We start from the raw sequence: 15,007 nt of genomic DNA on the forward strand, positions 1-15,007 counted from the left end.
TCCCTCAATCAGGCCGGAACGTCGGCGAGCTTCTCGATCGCCGATTTGTGGAGGTCGCTCTGCTGCTGGAGCAGATTGGCGATGGCGGTGTAGCTGCGCATGACTTCGACCATGCGGGTCATCTCGCCGACCGAATTCACGTTCGACTTCTCGACATAGCCCTGGCGCACGCTGCTGGATTTGGCGTCGGGCTGCAGGGTGGCGGAGCCGGCGGCATAGAGATTGGCGCCGAGCTTGGTCAGCTTGGTCGGATCGTCGAACGAGGCCATGCGGATCTTGCCGCGGATCGAGTCGGTCTTGGCGGTGCCCTCGAGCACCGTGATGGTGCCGTCGGGCGCGACGTTGATGTCGTGATCGGTCGGCTGGAAGGTGATCGGGCCGCCGGTGCCGAGCACCAGATTGCCGTCGGGGGTGACAAGCTGGCCGGTCGAGTTGAGCGAGAACTTGCCGTCGCGGGTGAACATCTCGCCGCCATTGGCCTGCACCGCGAAATAGGCGTTGCCGTCGATCGCCATGTCGAGCGGGTTGTTGGTCGGCTCCATCGGCCCCTGGCCGACGTCGCGATAGGTGCCGCGGTCCTGCACATAGGAGACACGGCGGTCCGCGCCGATGAAATTGTCCTCACGCGCGTTCGAGTTGAGGTACTCCTCGAACAGCGAATGGTCGGCCTTGAAGCCGTTGGTGTTGGCATTGGCGACGTTGTTGGCGATGACATCCATCTGCCGTTCCAACGTCATCTGCCGTGACAAGCCGATCAGAAGCGCGTTCTGCATCGGAAATCTCCCCTGAGCGGATCTGCCATTTCGCTCTCCCAAGCGCCTTGGCGGACCCCGTGAACGAGACCGTCGGGTTCTCCCAAACCGTCGGGTCTCGGCCCTTTCTCAGCGAAAGCCGTGCCAACCTGGAAAACTTCGTAATTTCAGTGGCTTGCTGATTTCGAAGGGGCGCAGGAGGGCGGCAGAAAGGTTCTGTTAGCCATGTCTGCCCGGCAGATTTTTCCTAGTGGAGGCCCAATTGAAAGATTCCGTTAACCATTATTACCGTAGCGTTTGCCATGAAGAGGAGCGCATTGCGCCGGGGCATTTGTATCGCGTCCTTGTCTTAAGGCTTCGCTCTTTCGACCCCTTTGAGAGATCCGGGCGCGGCGACCATGGCAGAGAATGAAGCGGAAGGCGGCGCAGCTGCCGAAGGCGCGGAAGCCGCTCCGCCGAAGAACAAGCTCAAGCTCATCATCATGGCCGTGGGCCTGCTCGCCGTTCTCGGCGGCGGCGCTGCGACCTGGTTCTTCTTCTTCCGGCACGGCGACGACGAGCATCATGCCGAGGCCGCGCCTCCGCCGAAGCCGCCGTCCTTCGTCGACGTCCCCGACATCATGGTCAACCTGGCCGGTGCGCCCGGCGAGCGCGTGCAATATCTGCGGCTGAAGATCGTGCTGGAGCTGAAGGAAGAGAAGCAGATCGAGGCGATCAAGCCGACGATGCCGCGCGTCACCGACATCTTCCAGACCTATGTGCGCGAGCTGCGGCCCTCCGACCTCAACGGTTCCGCCGGCATCTTCCGCCTCAAGGAGGAGCTGACCAAGCGCGTCAACGCGGCGGTCGCCCCGGTCCAGGTCAGCGCGGTGCTGTTCAAGGAAGTCGTGATCCAGTGAGGACGCTGCGGAAGGTGATGGGCTAGCGTCATGGCCGGCAACGAGCAAATGGACCAGGATGCGATTGCCGCCCAATGGGAGGCGTCGCTCGATTCCGAGGATCCCGCCGAGGCCGCGAAGGCTGCGGCCGAGAACGAGCTGTCGGAGACCATGGCCCTGCAATGGGCGGCCATGGTCGAGGACGGCAGCCGCGATCTCGGCAGCGGCAAGAATTCCGGCGAGCGGGTGCTGTCGCAGGAGGAGATCGACAATCTCCTCGGCTTCACCGTCGGCGACGTCACCCTCGACGACCATTCCGGCATCCGCGCGATCATCGATTCGGCGATGGTCTCCTACGAGCGTCTGCCGATGCTCGAAATCGTCTTCGACCGCCTGGTGCGGCTGATGACGACATCCTTGCGCAATTTCACCTCCGACAACGTCGAAGTCTCGCTCGACCGCATCACCTCGGTGCGCTTCGGCGACTACATGAACTCGATCCCGCTGCCCGCCGTCCTCACCGTCTTCAAGGCCGAGGAGTGGGAAAACTTCGGCATGGCGACGGTCGATTCCAACCTGATCTATTCGATGATCGACGTGCTGCTCGGCGGCCGCCGCGGCACCAGCCAGCTCCGCATCGAGGGCCGGCCCTACACCACGATCGAGACCGAGCTGGTCAAGCGGCTGGTCGAGGTGGTGCTGGCCGACGCAGAGCAGGCGTTCCGGCCGCTGTCGCCGGTGACCTTCACGATCGACCGGCTCGAGACCAACCCGCGTTTCGCCGCGATCAGCCGGCCCGCCAATGCCGCGATCCTGGTGCGCCTGCGCATCGACATGGAGGACCGCGGCGGCAACATCGAGCTGCTGCTGCCCTATGCCACCATCGAGCCAATCCGGGGCGTCCTGCTCCAGATGTTCATGGGCGAAAAGTTCGGCCGCGACCCGGTCTGGGAAGGCCATTTCGCCACCGAGATCGTCCAGGCCGAGATCGCCGTCGATGCCGTGCTCTACGAGGCCGACATCCCGCTCAAGCAGCTGATGCGGCTCAAGGTCGGCGACACCCTGCCGCTGGACATGCGCGCCGACGCCAACGTCACCGTGCGCTGCGGCGACGTCACCCTGACCGAGGGGCGGATGGGCCGGGTCGGCGACCGCGTCGCCATCCGCGTGACGAAACCCTTGCGCAAGCCAAGTACGACACTTGCGATGTTCGAGAAGGTGGACGAGCAGAACAAGATGATGGAGGCCCCATGAACCACTCCCTGGGAATGGCGATCGAGACGCTGGTGGCTATCCTGCTGATGCTGACGATCGTTTATTGCGTCATGCTCAACAAGCGGCTGACTCGGCTGAAGGCGGACGAGCACTCGCTGAAGGCGGTGATCGGCGAGCTGATCACCGCGACCGAGATCGCCGAGCGCGCGATCGGCGGGCTGAAGCTGGCGGTGCGCGACGTCAACGAGAATCTCGGCAGCCAGCTCGCCGCGGCGACGCAGATGTCGGACCAGCTCTACAAGCAGCTCGGCGAGGCCGACAACGTGGTGCGGCGGCTGTCCAAGATCGCGATCGCGGCGCGCCCTCCGGAAACGGTCGTTGCGCCCGCAGCCAAGCCGTCGACGGCGAAGGCGGTGGCGGCTGCGGCCGAAGCCTTCTCCGAGCGCCGACGATCCAATGGCCTTGCCGCATGAAGTCAGGGTATGAAGTCCTTTCGTAACATCCGCGTCATCCCGGTCGTCCTGGTTGCCGTCGCAGGCCTCGCCACGCTGAAGGTGGCGGGCCTCGTGATCAATGGCGGCTATGTGTTCGACTACAAGCCGAACCAGGCCAAGAAATCCTGGGCGCAGGAGAATCTGAACTTCCCGACCGGCCGCGAGGAGCCGGAGATCATCACCGGCTCGACCCATGGCGCGCCGAAGGAGGCGCCCAAGCCCGCCGCGCCCGAGACCAAGCCGGAAGGCACCGTGGTCAAGGTCGACGAAGCCCAGCCGCAGGTCTCGGCCTCCGAGCGCGCGATCCTCGAGCGGTTGCAGGCGCGCCGCCAGGAGATCGAGGCCCGCCAGCGCGAGATCGACATTCGCGAGAGCCTGTTGAAGTCGGCCGAGAAGCGCATCGAAGGCAAGGTCGAGGAGATGAAGGCGGTGGAAACCCGCATCTCCGCGACGCAGGCCGAGCAGAAGGCCGCCGAAGCCCAGCGCATGAAGGGCCTCGTGACCATGTACGAGGGCATGAAGCCCAAGGACGCCGCACGGGTGTTCGACCGGCTCGAGATGGGCGTGCTGATCGAGATCGCCTCGGCGATCGCGCCGCGAAAGATGTCGGACATCATGGGACTGATGTCGCCGGAGGCCGCCGAGAAGCTGACGGTCGAGATGGCCCGCCGTGCCAATGGCGGCGGCGATCAGTCGGCCTCGGCGGCGGAGCTGCCCAAGATCGACGGCAAGCCGACGCAAAAGCCGAATTGAGGGCGCGAGGCGAACGGCGCTTTCGCGAGCCGGCGCGTTGTCGTTCGGCTGGCGCCCCGCGAGAGGCCTTGCGGCGCCTAGCTCGCGAAGACCTGTTGCACCCTGCGAACAGGCGGACGCAACTGCTTCTCCACCTGAGGAAGAGTATCGGCCTGCTGCTTGATCAGCGCTGCCTTCGTGACGCGAGTCACGAGCTGCAGGGTGCTATGGCAACAGGAGCACTCGTATATTTTCAGCGCATATCCTCTGGCGATCGGAACGATCGCTACGACCGCTCTTGCCCTGCTACACACAATGCAACCGGCTTCTCCGCTCATTGATTACCCCCAAAGCTAACCAATGCGATTCGCATCGCCGAGGTCACATCTGAGTCAGAGTCGCGCGCGAACTGCAACGCCCCGAAGGTTGTGAGTGGGCGCGCTCAGCAACTCCTCAATGCGGCAGATCAAGCTCCCGTGGCGGATGCAGTCGAAGCTGGCGGCATCTTCTGAGACTGCGATGAGTTGACGCGCGCAGGTGTGAAGTGGCGTACAGTGGCGCTCAAGGCCCGGTCCTACGCTTTGGCTAGTCGCAATCGGCAGCGCAGGAGGAGGCCATGAACTACTCGTCCGCAGCAGAACGCGTCATCGAGGCCCTCAACCGGCTGCTCATCGCGGCGATGACATCGGCGTGGACATCCGCCCTCAGCCATCAGCATGCAGAGCCGCCAGAAGGCGACGACGGCAACGATGATGAATCTTCTCTCGACGGAGAGAGCTCCTCGGCGCCGGAAGGCGCCGGCAAGCAACATTGAAGCCGCAATCGGCTTGAGGCCGTCACACGATCAGATCGTGCGACACATGGCCGTGAACGGCACCTGCCGGGAAAGGTGAATCAACATCGGACGGCGATGCTTCAGGCATGAATGCCGGCTCGGATCCATGGAATTCCCCAGCGTGCTCGTGATGACCGACGAAGTCTGAGAGATGATCCAACACTGCGCCGTGCAGTGAGCCTTGCGACGCGTCATCCCTGAACCGAAACGAGTCGCCGAGCTGAAGCGGATTGGCAGGCTTTGATCCAGACGCTTCCAGGGAGGGGTTGTGCTGGTCCGCCCCGCTTGAGAGCGAATGGTTGGCGCCGCCGGTCGATGACTTCAGGAGGCTTGGGTTCAGCAGGATTGGGTTGAACGTCGTGTCTGCCGTTTCACCGCTGGTATGCCCATGGGCATGAGCCGCCTGGGCGGCGCCTCTTGATGACGCGACGCCGTCATTCCCTGCATCGTGTCCGAGCGCAAGCCCGCTACCGGCGTGCTGTCCGGCAGCGTCGTGGGCAAAATTCAGTATGGCGACGTCAGGCATCTGGCCGCTTGCGGCAACCGCGCCATTTTTGAACCCGGTCGGGTTGTTGAAGACAAAGCTGGCCTCGGTGAGTGGGATCACGTGCTGCACGATCAAAGGCAGTCCGCTGGCTGAGGGAGCTGCCGTGTCGCTGCGGAGCGTTTCGGTCGCGAGCGTTTGCGTTTCGTCTGAACTGGACAAGCTGGAATATTCGGCCTGTCCGATCTGGTCCCAGTTCGAATCGAGGCTGTAGGTCGCCTCGGTCGATTGGATGGTCGAACTCTCTGCAGCGAGAAGCGTGCCGTCGGCGCTGCCGGAGTCGGACAAGCCTTCGGAAGTGATCGTCATCACGGCGGCCGCGTCACCCTGCGAGGTTGCGATGAGGTCGAGCAGATCGCCGGCAACCGCCGTCGCAGGTGCCGCTGCCGGCGCCGTGATGAAGTCCGACGCGTCGATGGTGGCGATGCCCTGCAAATGGATTTCGAGCAGACTGGAATCGCCGACGTGCAGGGTCTGGTCCGTTGAATTGACGTACACGATCGTTTCATTCGCCGCACTGTCATAGAGCCAGGCGATCGTATGTGCCGGCACGGCCGTGCTGGTTGAGCTCAATGCCAATATGGCGAACCCAAGCGCGCCCATGGCGGTCAAGTCGATCTTGTCCGCTCCCGATGCAAAGTCGGTGATGGTGTCGAACTGGCTTGCGTTGGAATCGGCTACGAACAAGTAAGCGAAACGGTCGTTCCCATTGCTGCCGGTGAGCTGGTCCGCACCAAATCCACCGGTTATGGTGTCGGCGCCGTTGTTGCCGTTGATGGTATCGCTGCCCGAGCCGCCGTAGATGGTGTCATCCCCATCATTGCCTTTGATCGTGTCATTGCCTGATCCGCTGTAGAGAACGTCGGCTTTACCAGTCCCGTTGACGGTATCGCTGCCGGCTCCCGCGTAGATGATCTGACCTGTGTCGCCGCCGCCGGCAATGGTTTCGCTGCCCGGCGTTCCATACACGTTGGGGGGATCGGAGATCACGGCAGATCCGGTGGCCAAATTATCAAAATCGTTCGGGTCTGCGTCGCTGGCGCCATGAATGGCGACGGTCACCGTCTGTGACGTACCGTCGATGGCAGTTATCGAGAAGGTGTCCGTCAAGGTGTCGCCGACATCGAGCGCCTGAACCACGGTGTTGTTGTTATCGAGGGTGTAAGTCCATACGCCGGCTGCGGTCATCGTGAAGGTGCCGTATCCGCCGTCACTCCCAGCCGGCGAAGAGACTGCGGTGAACGTGTTCGGAGCGTTGTCGACGTCCGTATCGGTGAGCGTGCCGGTCGCGATGGGAACGCCGGGTGAGAAAGTTCCCGCCTCCGTCACTGAGCCGGTCGTGGTGCCGGAAATGAGGGCGGCATCGTTGCTGCCCTGAATGGTGATCGTCACCACCTGCGGCGTACCGTCGAGGGTCGTGACAGTGAAGCTGTCGGTGAGCGTGCCGCCGACATTGAGCGCCTGCACCGCGCCGCTGGCGTTGTCGAGCGTGTAGGTCCACACGCCGGCGGCGGTTATCGTAAAGGTGCCGAAACCGCTGATGCTTGCCTTCGGCGAGGTCACTGCCGTGAATGTATTGGATGGATTGTCGACGTCAGCCGCAAGCAGCGTGCCGGTTGCGCTCGGAGTGCCGGGCGTCGCGTTGGCAAGGCCTCCAGCCTCGGTCACCGAGCCGGTCGTCATGCCGGAAATGACGGCAGCATCGTTGGTGCCATGGATGGTGACCGTTACCACCTGAGCGGTTCCGTCCAGCGTGGTCACCGCAAAACTGTCGGTCAGCGTCTCGCCTGAATTGAGCGCCTGCACTGCCCCGTTGGCGTTGTCGAGCGTATAGGTCCACACGCCCGCTGCCGTCATGGTGAAGGTGCCGTAGCCCGCCTCGCTTGCCTTGGGCAAGCTGACGGGCGTAAAGGCGTTTGCGGTGGTGTCGACGTCGACGTCGGTGAGCGTGCCGGTTGCGATGGGTGTGCCGGGGTTTGCATTGGCGGTGCCGCCGGCTTCGATAACTGCACCGGTCGTCTCACCGGAGATGATCGCCGCGTCACTGGTCCCCTGGATGGTGATCGTCACCACCTGTGGGGTGCCTCCGATCGAGGTCACCGTAAAGCTGTCGGTCAGCGTCTCGCCGGCATTGAGTGCCTGCACTGCGCGGTTGGCATTGTCCAAGGTGTAGGTCCACACGCCGGCGGCCGTCATCGTGAAGGTGCCGTAGCCACCGGTGCTCGATGTTGGCGAGCTTACGGTCGTGAACGTATTGGGCGGATCGTCGACGTCGGTATCGGAAAGGGTGCCGGTCGCAATCGGCGTGCCGGGCGTTCCATTGGCGATGCCGCCAGCCTCGATGATCGAACCGGTCGTGGTGCCGGAGATGTTTGCGGCGTCGTTGACACCGTTGATGGTGATCGTGAAGGTCTGGGTGACGGACGTGAGTCCATCGGAGACGGTGATAACGAAACCGTCGGTCGTAGGCGCCTTCAGCGCGTTGATTGCGGCATTGTCGGGCACGAACGTATAAGCGCCGCTCGTGCTGTTGACGTAGAGAATCCCGTAGGAACTTGTCTTCGACAGATCGTACGTCACTCCATCCAGAACCGTACTGCCGGCGCTGGCCCCGACGATGCCGAAGGTCAGATTGCCACCGCCGCTGGTGCTACTGGCACTGAAGGTTCCCGTCGTCGCCGTGAATGTGTCAAACACGACCGTATCGAGCTCGATTGGCCCAGCCCCGGTGCTGAGAGTCGGCGGTACAGGGTCCACCAGCGCGAAAGTGATGGGTGGCAACGTGGTCGGCAAGATCTGCAGAGTGGGCGCATCCGGCTGAATGAAATTGATCGGCTGCAGTGGCTGGGGTTTGACGAAGAAAGGCGTGCTCGAGCCACGGGGCCCTTGTTCTCCTAGATTGGCGAGCACATCCTGTTGGGCGGCGCGCAATTCCTCCATGCGAGCCGCCGTATTCGCAACCTGATTGACGCTGATGGTGGATCCCACCTTCTTGATGACGATCGTCTCGCCGGGATCTTCGACGATGATGTGTCGCGGGACCCGCTCCTTGGTCACGAGCTCAAATGCGCCGTGCGCAAGGTCCTTGTAGGTAATGGAGTCGTCATCCAGGAATGTGACATCCGGATCCGCGGCCTCGGCATTCTGCGCGGCCGAGAAAGTCAATGCTGCAAGTGTCAGCATCCCGAAACCGCCCGCGTGGCCCCGGGCGCGAATGCCTGCAATGGGCGTATTCAGCCGGAGCGCTCCGGTTTCCGCCAGCCGGCCCGGTACGAAACCGAAGCTCCCTCGGGTCACGTCGAACAAGGCTGCAGATGGCATGCCTTCGACGTCGAAGACGAACTCGCTCAGCACAACATGAGTGCCGCAGGCGATGTTGAAAAAAGTACCGTCGATGAAGCCAATTGTGATCCGCCCGTCGGCATCGGTTTCCAGCACGTCGCCCCGGTAGATAGGCGCACCAGCTACCGCCTGTGTAGCGACACCGCTCGCTCGCGTAAGCGCACAGCAACCGACCGCAGTATGAACGTGGCCGATGAGCTCGACGGGCAGGGCCATGGTGGCCCCGTTATCAGCGTGGATGCCGGATGCAACTAACATGGCTCGACCTCGCCTGGGTGATCGATTCAGGCTCGGCGTGCTGCCATAATCCTGCTCGGGCCCTCGCCAAGGGACAAAATTTCCTGGGCGCTGGCAGCCCGAAGGCTTGCCCGCCGAAATAATCAAGTCTGATCGAGAGAGACGCATTGCGCGGGGGGACGGCGACGCGTACCGCCATTCCCGCCGTGCCCCCTCCCGCCAATGTGATTAAATTGACAAACCGGAACGCATTTAATTTGTGGCGCTTGCGTAGCGCCGGAGATAAATTAGGCTGGTTAATAGAATTAAACAACAATTATATTTGCTGTGGCTGCGCTACGCGGTTCAAGAAATGGGCCACCGATAGCGACAAGATCTTCTCAGAAAGGGGGGATCATGTGCAGACCTACGATAGCTGCTTTGGCGATTGGTCTTGTTTTGGCGCTTGCCAATTTCTCGCCGAGCGCGGCTCAAGCGCAGAGCGATTCCGCCAAGCCCGCCGTCGCGGCCTCATCGCCGAAACCGATTGGGAAGGTGGTGGTGGTCTCAGGCTCGGTCACGATCGAACATGCGGGCGCAGTGATTGTTCAGGCGAATGTGTCGAGTGACCCTGGCCGCACCAACACGGGTGATCCCGTATATCTTGGTGACGTGGTGTACACCGGCGCCGACGGCCGCGTCGGCATCAACTTTACCGACGGCAGCTCGTTCAATCTATCGAGCAACGCCCGTATGGTGCTGGATCATTATGTGTATGAGCCGGCCGGCAAGTCCAATGCGACTCTGTTCAATCTCGCCAAGGGAACGTTCACTTTTGTTGCGGGCGGGGTCGCAAAGACCGGCGACATGAAGGTCGATACTCCCGTCGCCACGCTGGGGATTCGAGGCACGACCCCGCATGTCGAGATTTCGGACGATGGGTCAGTCAAAATTTCGACCCTGATCGAAGAGGGCAAGAGCAAGCTCTTGAAGAAGCCGTCGACATCCGCGGCGCCGGAGCCCGATCGAAGCCTCAATCGGAGGCTCAACATCTGTCGGGGGTGCTGAGAAACTTGCTTGGCCCGAAGCCGCCGTGACGCCGCAGTGCCGGCCGGCACTGAGATCAGGATTGGCGCTTCGTTCGCCGTCGGTGTCGGACACTTGGTGTGGAAATGACCGCAAGAGCCAGTTTCATCAAGGCCGTGATGCTCATTCTTGTCCTTGGGCTGTTCAGTTCGTCGGGCTGGGCACAGAAGAAGGCCAGCTCCCTCAAGAATGTTGAACTGTGTAACGGCTCAGACCGCGTATCACCCGAAGCTCGGATCGATGGCTGCACGGCGTTTATCGATGCGGGCGAGGGAGCCGTGAACGGCTTCGTTATCGCCTACAACAACAGGGGAAATGCCTATAGCGCCAAAGCCGACTACGAACGCGCGATCAAGGATTTCGTCGAAGCGACCAGGCTTGACCCGACTTATGCGAAAGCGTTCAACAACCTCGGCGTGGCCTATCTGAGAACGGGGGCGCGCGATCTGGCGATCGGCGCCTTTGAGGAGGCGCTCAAGCTCAACCCGAACTATGGCGCGGCTTTTGCCAACCGTGCGACGGCCTTCCTGCAGGGGAACGCGTACGACCGCGCAGCGCGGGACTATGACGAGGCAATTCGCCTTGATCCGAAGCTGGAGGCGGCGCGGAGCGGACGCTGTTGGACCCGAGCCGTCCTTGGCGCTCTGCAGGCTGCGCTGGAGGATTGCGATATCGCGCTTCGATCGGGAGCAAACAGCGCGGCAACATACGACTCGCGCGCTCTCATTAATCTGAAAATGGGGCAATTCTCCGCGGCGGTGGACGACTACAACTCAGCGCTGCGGTTGGCGCCCAAGCTTGCGAGCGCGCTCTACGGCCGAGGGATTGCCAGATTCAAGCTCGGCGACGCAGTTGGTGGCCAAAGCGATATCTCGGCGGCCAGAAAAATCGACGCTGGAATCGACGAAGCCTTTGTCCGCTATGGGGTGCCGGCCGACCGCGACAGCACCGTCTTGCAGGTGTTAACAAAGCCTTAACCATCGGCGTCTCAAATTCAGACCCGGCGGATCCGCCCACGCTCGATGCGGCACGGCGTGCTGCCTCCAAAGCAAATCAAGATATAGCATTAACAAGTCCTTAATTGGCGGGACCTACAGTCGACGGCATGGGCCGGCCTTGATGCCGGCATGGACCGCCGAACCGGAAGAAATGCCGCCAATGGCGCGAAAGGCTGCCGCTGGATTTGTGTCGCGAGCCCGCGCCTTGGCGCCGGGGCTGTCGCGTCATGTCCGAAGGGCGGGCGCGCTGGCGGCCTGCCTGCTGATCGGTCTCGGTGCGCCTGCCCGGGCGGCCGATCCGATCAGGGGCGAGGCGAGCTTTTCGGCCGGCGGCGGCTTTGCCCGTCTCGTCATCAAGCTCGGCGAGGACGTCCCCTCCGAGGTGACGACGGCAGGCTCCATCCTCATCATCCGCTTCGACCGCGCGGTTGACGTTCCCGTCGACCGCGTTCCCGAAGGCGCGCCCGATTACGTCAACTCCGCGCGCCGCGATCCTGATGGCGGCGCCATCCGCCTGTCGCTGGCGCGGCGCGTCACCGTCAACACCATGAATGCCGGCGAGCGCACCTTCGTCGACCTGTTGCCGGAGGGCTGGAAGGGACCGCCGCCGAGCCTGCCGATGGACGTGGTCAAGGAGCTCGCCGAGCGCGCCCGCGTCGCCGAGCGCGCGCTGCGTGCCCAGCGCGCCGCGGCCGAGACCAAGAAGCGTCCGCAGATCCGCGTGCGGGCCTCGGTGCAGCCGACCTTCGTGCGCTTCGTGTTCGAGATGCCCGACGGCGTCGGCGTGTCCTCCGTGCTCAACGAGCAGAAGCTCACGCTTGCCTTCAACGCCAACCTCAATTTCGATCTGGCGGACGCGGTCGTCGCGGCGCCGCCGAACGTCGCCTCGATCAAGCAGAAGGCCGACATCGATCAGACCAATGTCGAGATCGCGCTGATCGGCGATTCCGACGTGCATTCGTTCCGCGACGAGAAGAACTACGTCGTCGACGTCTCTTTCCAGCCCGACAAGGGCAAGACCGCCGCGACGCCCGAGGCGGCGATCGCGCAGATGAAGCCTGCCGGTCACGGACCGTCGCCCGCGCCCGACAAGCCCGCGGCCGAGAAGCCGAAGGAAGCCCATCGCGAGATCGCGCCGCCGACCTCCGAGACGATCGCGCGCGACGCCAAAATCGACGTCAAGCCCGAGGTGAGGCCGGAAGCGCCCGCCGCGATGCCGCCCGCTGAAGCGCCGAAACCGGCGCCGGCTGCCGCCACTGAGGCTGTGCACGCTCCGGAAGCGCCCAAGGAAATGGCGAAGGAAGCTGCGAAGCCCGCGCCGGCGGTTTCCGAGGCTGCGGCCGCGCCGGCCAGGCCGGTGCCTGCCGAAGCGCCGAAAGAGGCCGCGAAGGAAGCCGCCAAGGCTGCGCCCGCCGAGGCGCCGGCCGCGCCGCAGCCCACTGTCGCCAGCGTCGATGCGCGCCGCGACAGCGACGGCTTGCGCGTGACGTTCCCGATTCAGGTCGCAACACCTGCGGCGGCGTTCCGCCGCGGCGACACGGTATGGCTGGTGTTCGATACGCCGAAGCCGATCGACGTCGAGGCGATCCGCGCCAGGGGCGGGGCGATGATCGGCGAAGTCGGCCGCATCCCGCTCGACAAGGGGCAGGCGGTGCGTATCCGTCTCACCCGCCCGCTGGTCTACTCGCTGGCGAGCGAGGAGGTCGGCAAGGAGACCAACTGGCTCCTGACGCTCGCCGACAAGATCCAGTCGACGCCGCTTCCGCTGATGATGTCGCGCAACATCACCGACCCCGCGCTCGCCAACATCGCAATCCCCTTCGCCAATCCGGGCCTGCTGCACAGATTCACCGACCCCGACGCCGGCGACGCGCTCTATGTCGTCACCGCGCAGCGGCCGGTGCGCGGCTTCATCAAGCGGCAGGACCTCGTCGATCTCTCGCTGCTGGAATCCGCGCACGGCATCGCGATCCGGCCGAACTCCGACGAGGTCGGCGTCGAGGTCGGCGCCGACAAGGTGATCCTCGGCAAGAAGGGCGGGCTGACGCTGTCGCCGGTCGACATCTCCGCCGAGCGGGCGCCGACCGCAGTGCGCCCGATCTTCAGCCCCGAAGGCTGGCGCAAGGGTCAGTCGGACAACTTCATGACGCGTCAGAGCGACCTGATCACGGCGATCTCCAACGTCGAACCGGCGCTGCGTTCCCTGCCGCGGCTCGATCTCGCGCAGTTCTACATGTCGCGCGCGATGTATCACGAGGCCAAGGCCGTGACCGAGCTGATGCTGAGCGATCCGCTGAACAAGGAGGAGAGCGGTGCGCTGATCATGCATGCGATCGCGAGCATCCTGATCGGCCGGCCGGCGCAGGGCCTGAAGGATCTCGCCAATCCCGTGATCGGCAACAGCCACGATTCCCAGCTCTGGAAGGCGCTCGCCTATGCGCGCCAGGGCAAATGGGCCGATGCGCGCGAAAAATTCAAGAACGTCGAATTCGCCATCGCCTCGCTGCCGCTCGACATCCAGCGCATCGTGACGATGGACGCGATGCGCGCCTCGCTCGAGGTCAAGGACTATGCCGGCGCCTCCAAGCGCCGCAGCGAGCTCGAGGTGGTCGGCGTCTCGCCCGAGGCCGCACCCGGCTTCGCCGTGCTGCGCGGCCGGCTCGCCGAGGCGCTCGGCCACGACAAGGACGCGCTCGACGACTACAAGTTCGCGGCCGCCTCGGCCGATCGGCCGGCTGCGGCCGAGGCCAAGCAGCTCGAGGTCGCGCTGCGGCAGAAGCGCGACGAGATCAGCAAGGAAGACGCGCTGCGCGAGCTCGAGACCCTGTCCATGACCTGGCGCGGCGACGCGATCGAGGTCAAGACGCTGCAGATGCTGTCGCAGATGTTTGCCGAGAACGGGCGCTATCGCGACGCGCTCACCGCGGCGCGCACCGCGACCAGGCTGCAGCCGAACGCCGAAGCCTCGCGCCAGGCGCAGGATCTCGCCTCGGACCTGTTCACCAAGATCTTCCTGGGACCGAAGGGCGACGAGCTGCCGCCGGTCGAGGCGCTCGGGATGTTCTACGAATTCCGTGAGCTGACGCCGATCGGCCGGCGCGGCGACGAGCTGATCCGCCGTCTCGCCGACCGTCTCGCCTCGATCGACCTGCTCGATCAGGCCGCCGAGCTGCTGCAATATCAGGTCGATCACCGCCTCGAAGGTGCTGCGCGCGCCCAGGTCGCCGCGCGCCTGTCCATGATCTATCTCGCCAACCGCAAGCCCGACATGGCGATCACCGCGCTGCGCGCGAGCCGCATCAGCGATCTCTCCGGCGAGCTCAGGCAGCAGCGCCTGCTGCTGGAAGCGCGCGCGCAGAGCGACGTCGGCCGCCACGATCTCGCGCTCGACATCGTCTCCAACGTCTCCGGGCGCGAGGTGCTGCGCCTGCGTTCCGACATCTTCTGGGCGGGGCGGCGCTGGCGCGAGTCCGCCGAGCAGATCGAGCTTTATTACGGCGAGCGCTTCCGCGACTTCAAGCCGCTCAACGCGGTGGAGAAGAGCGACATCATCCGCGCCGCCGTCGGCTATGCGCTCGCCGACGATTCGATCGGCCTGTCGCGCTTCCGCGAGAAATACGCGCCGCTGATGAGCGAGAGCGCCGACCGTCTCGCCTTCGACATCGCCAGCAAGCCGGCCGCGGCCTCCAGCGCCGAATTCGCCGAGATCGCCAAGTTGGCTGCCAGCGTCGACACGCTCGACGGCTTCCTGCGCGAGATGAAGCAGCGCTTCCCCGACGCCACCGCCCGCGCCCCTGGCTCACCGCAGGCCAAGGAACAAGCCGACCACACCGGCTCGCTGCCGACGATCCCCGTCGTGCGGCAGATCAAGATGACGCGGTAGGACTGCTGCCCGCGCGAAGCGCGGCCCGCAAC

10 protein-coding genes are annotated in these 15,007 nt (G+C 64.0%); 8 read left to right on the forward strand and 2 right to left on the reverse strand.

The window, feature by feature from the left end; all coding sequences use genetic code 11:
- Nucleotides 1–8 precede the first annotated feature (8 nt).
- The gene (gene flgF, locus GGD67_RS29600) at nucleotides 9–773 is read right to left on the reverse strand and encodes a flagellar basal-body rod protein FlgF (protein ID WP_179737830.1); all 765 of its coding nucleotides are present in this window, start codon (nucleotides 771–773) and stop codon (nucleotides 9–11) included.
- A 377-nt stretch (nucleotides 774–1,150) separates the two neighbouring features.
- Between flgF and fliL the strand changes: the two genes are divergently transcribed.
- From fliL to GGD67_RS29625, 5 genes are all read left to right on the forward strand, one after another.
- Entirely contained in the window at nucleotides 1,151–1,651 is a 501-nt protein-coding gene (gene fliL / locus GGD67_RS29605; protein ID WP_018321851.1) for a flagellar basal body-associated protein FliL, read from the forward strand.
- Nucleotides 1,652–1,681: 30 nt separating this feature from the next.
- On the forward strand, nucleotides 1,682–2,884 hold the full coding sequence (gene fliM, locus GGD67_RS29610) for a flagellar motor switch protein FliM (RefSeq protein WP_018321852.1): 1,203 nt from the start codon (nucleotides 1,682–1,684) through the stop codon (nucleotides 2,882–2,884).
- Nucleotides 2,881–3,318, forward strand: coding sequence for a DUF6468 domain-containing protein (locus tag GGD67_RS29615; RefSeq protein ID WP_018321853.1), 438 nt, complete (start codon nucleotides 2,881–2,883; stop codon nucleotides 3,316–3,318). Before fliM ends, GGD67_RS29615 begins: the two co-directional genes overlap by 4 nt.
- A gap of 9 nt (nucleotides 3,319–3,327) precedes the next feature.
- Nucleotides 3,328–4,092 carry a MotE family protein gene (locus GGD67_RS29620; RefSeq protein WP_018321854.1) on the forward strand — a complete coding sequence of 255 codons (765 nt, stop codon included), beginning with the start codon at nucleotides 3,328–3,330 and terminating at the stop codon, nucleotides 4,090–4,092.
- A 595-nt stretch (nucleotides 4,093–4,687) separates the two neighbouring features.
- Nucleotides 4,688–4,885, forward strand: coding sequence for a hypothetical protein (locus GGD67_RS29625; protein WP_179737832.1), 198 nt, complete (start codon nucleotides 4,688–4,690; stop codon nucleotides 4,883–4,885).
- A gap of 22 nt (nucleotides 4,886–4,907) precedes the next feature.
- Here the strand turns inward: GGD67_RS29625 and GGD67_RS29630 are convergent, their stop codons facing one another.
- A complete protein-coding gene (locus tag GGD67_RS29630; protein WP_246790878.1) occupies nucleotides 4,908–9,050 on the reverse strand; it encodes a VCBS domain-containing protein in 4,143 nt (1,380 codons plus the stop codon).
- Nucleotides 9,051–9,449: 399 nt separating this feature from the next.
- On the opposite strand from GGD67_RS29630, the gene GGD67_RS29635 reads away from it, so the two are divergent.
- The 3 genes from GGD67_RS29635 (at nucleotide 9,450) to GGD67_RS29645 (ending at nucleotide 14,975) form a co-directional block, all read left to right on the forward strand.
- On the forward strand, nucleotides 9,450–10,076 hold the full coding sequence (locus tag GGD67_RS29635; RefSeq protein ID WP_312009933.1) for a FecR family protein: 627 nt from the start codon (nucleotides 9,450–9,452) through the stop codon (nucleotides 10,074–10,076).
- A gap of 104 nt (nucleotides 10,077–10,180) precedes the next feature.
- Complete coding sequence (locus GGD67_RS29640; protein ID WP_210286689.1) at nucleotides 10,181–11,071, forward strand: tetratricopeptide repeat protein; 891 nt, start codon at nucleotides 10,181–10,183, stop codon at nucleotides 11,069–11,071.
- A 181-nt stretch (nucleotides 11,072–11,252) separates the two neighbouring features.
- Entirely contained in the window at nucleotides 11,253–14,975 is a 3,723-nt protein-coding gene (locus GGD67_RS29645) for a tetratricopeptide repeat protein (RefSeq protein WP_179737836.1), read from the forward strand.
- The last annotated feature ends 32 nt before the right edge of the window (nucleotides 14,976–15,007 follow it).

This window comes from Bradyrhizobium sp. IAR9 (assembly GCF_013408065.1).
Taxonomy (GTDB): Bacteria; Pseudomonadota; Alphaproteobacteria; order Rhizobiales; family Xanthobacteraceae; genus Bradyrhizobium.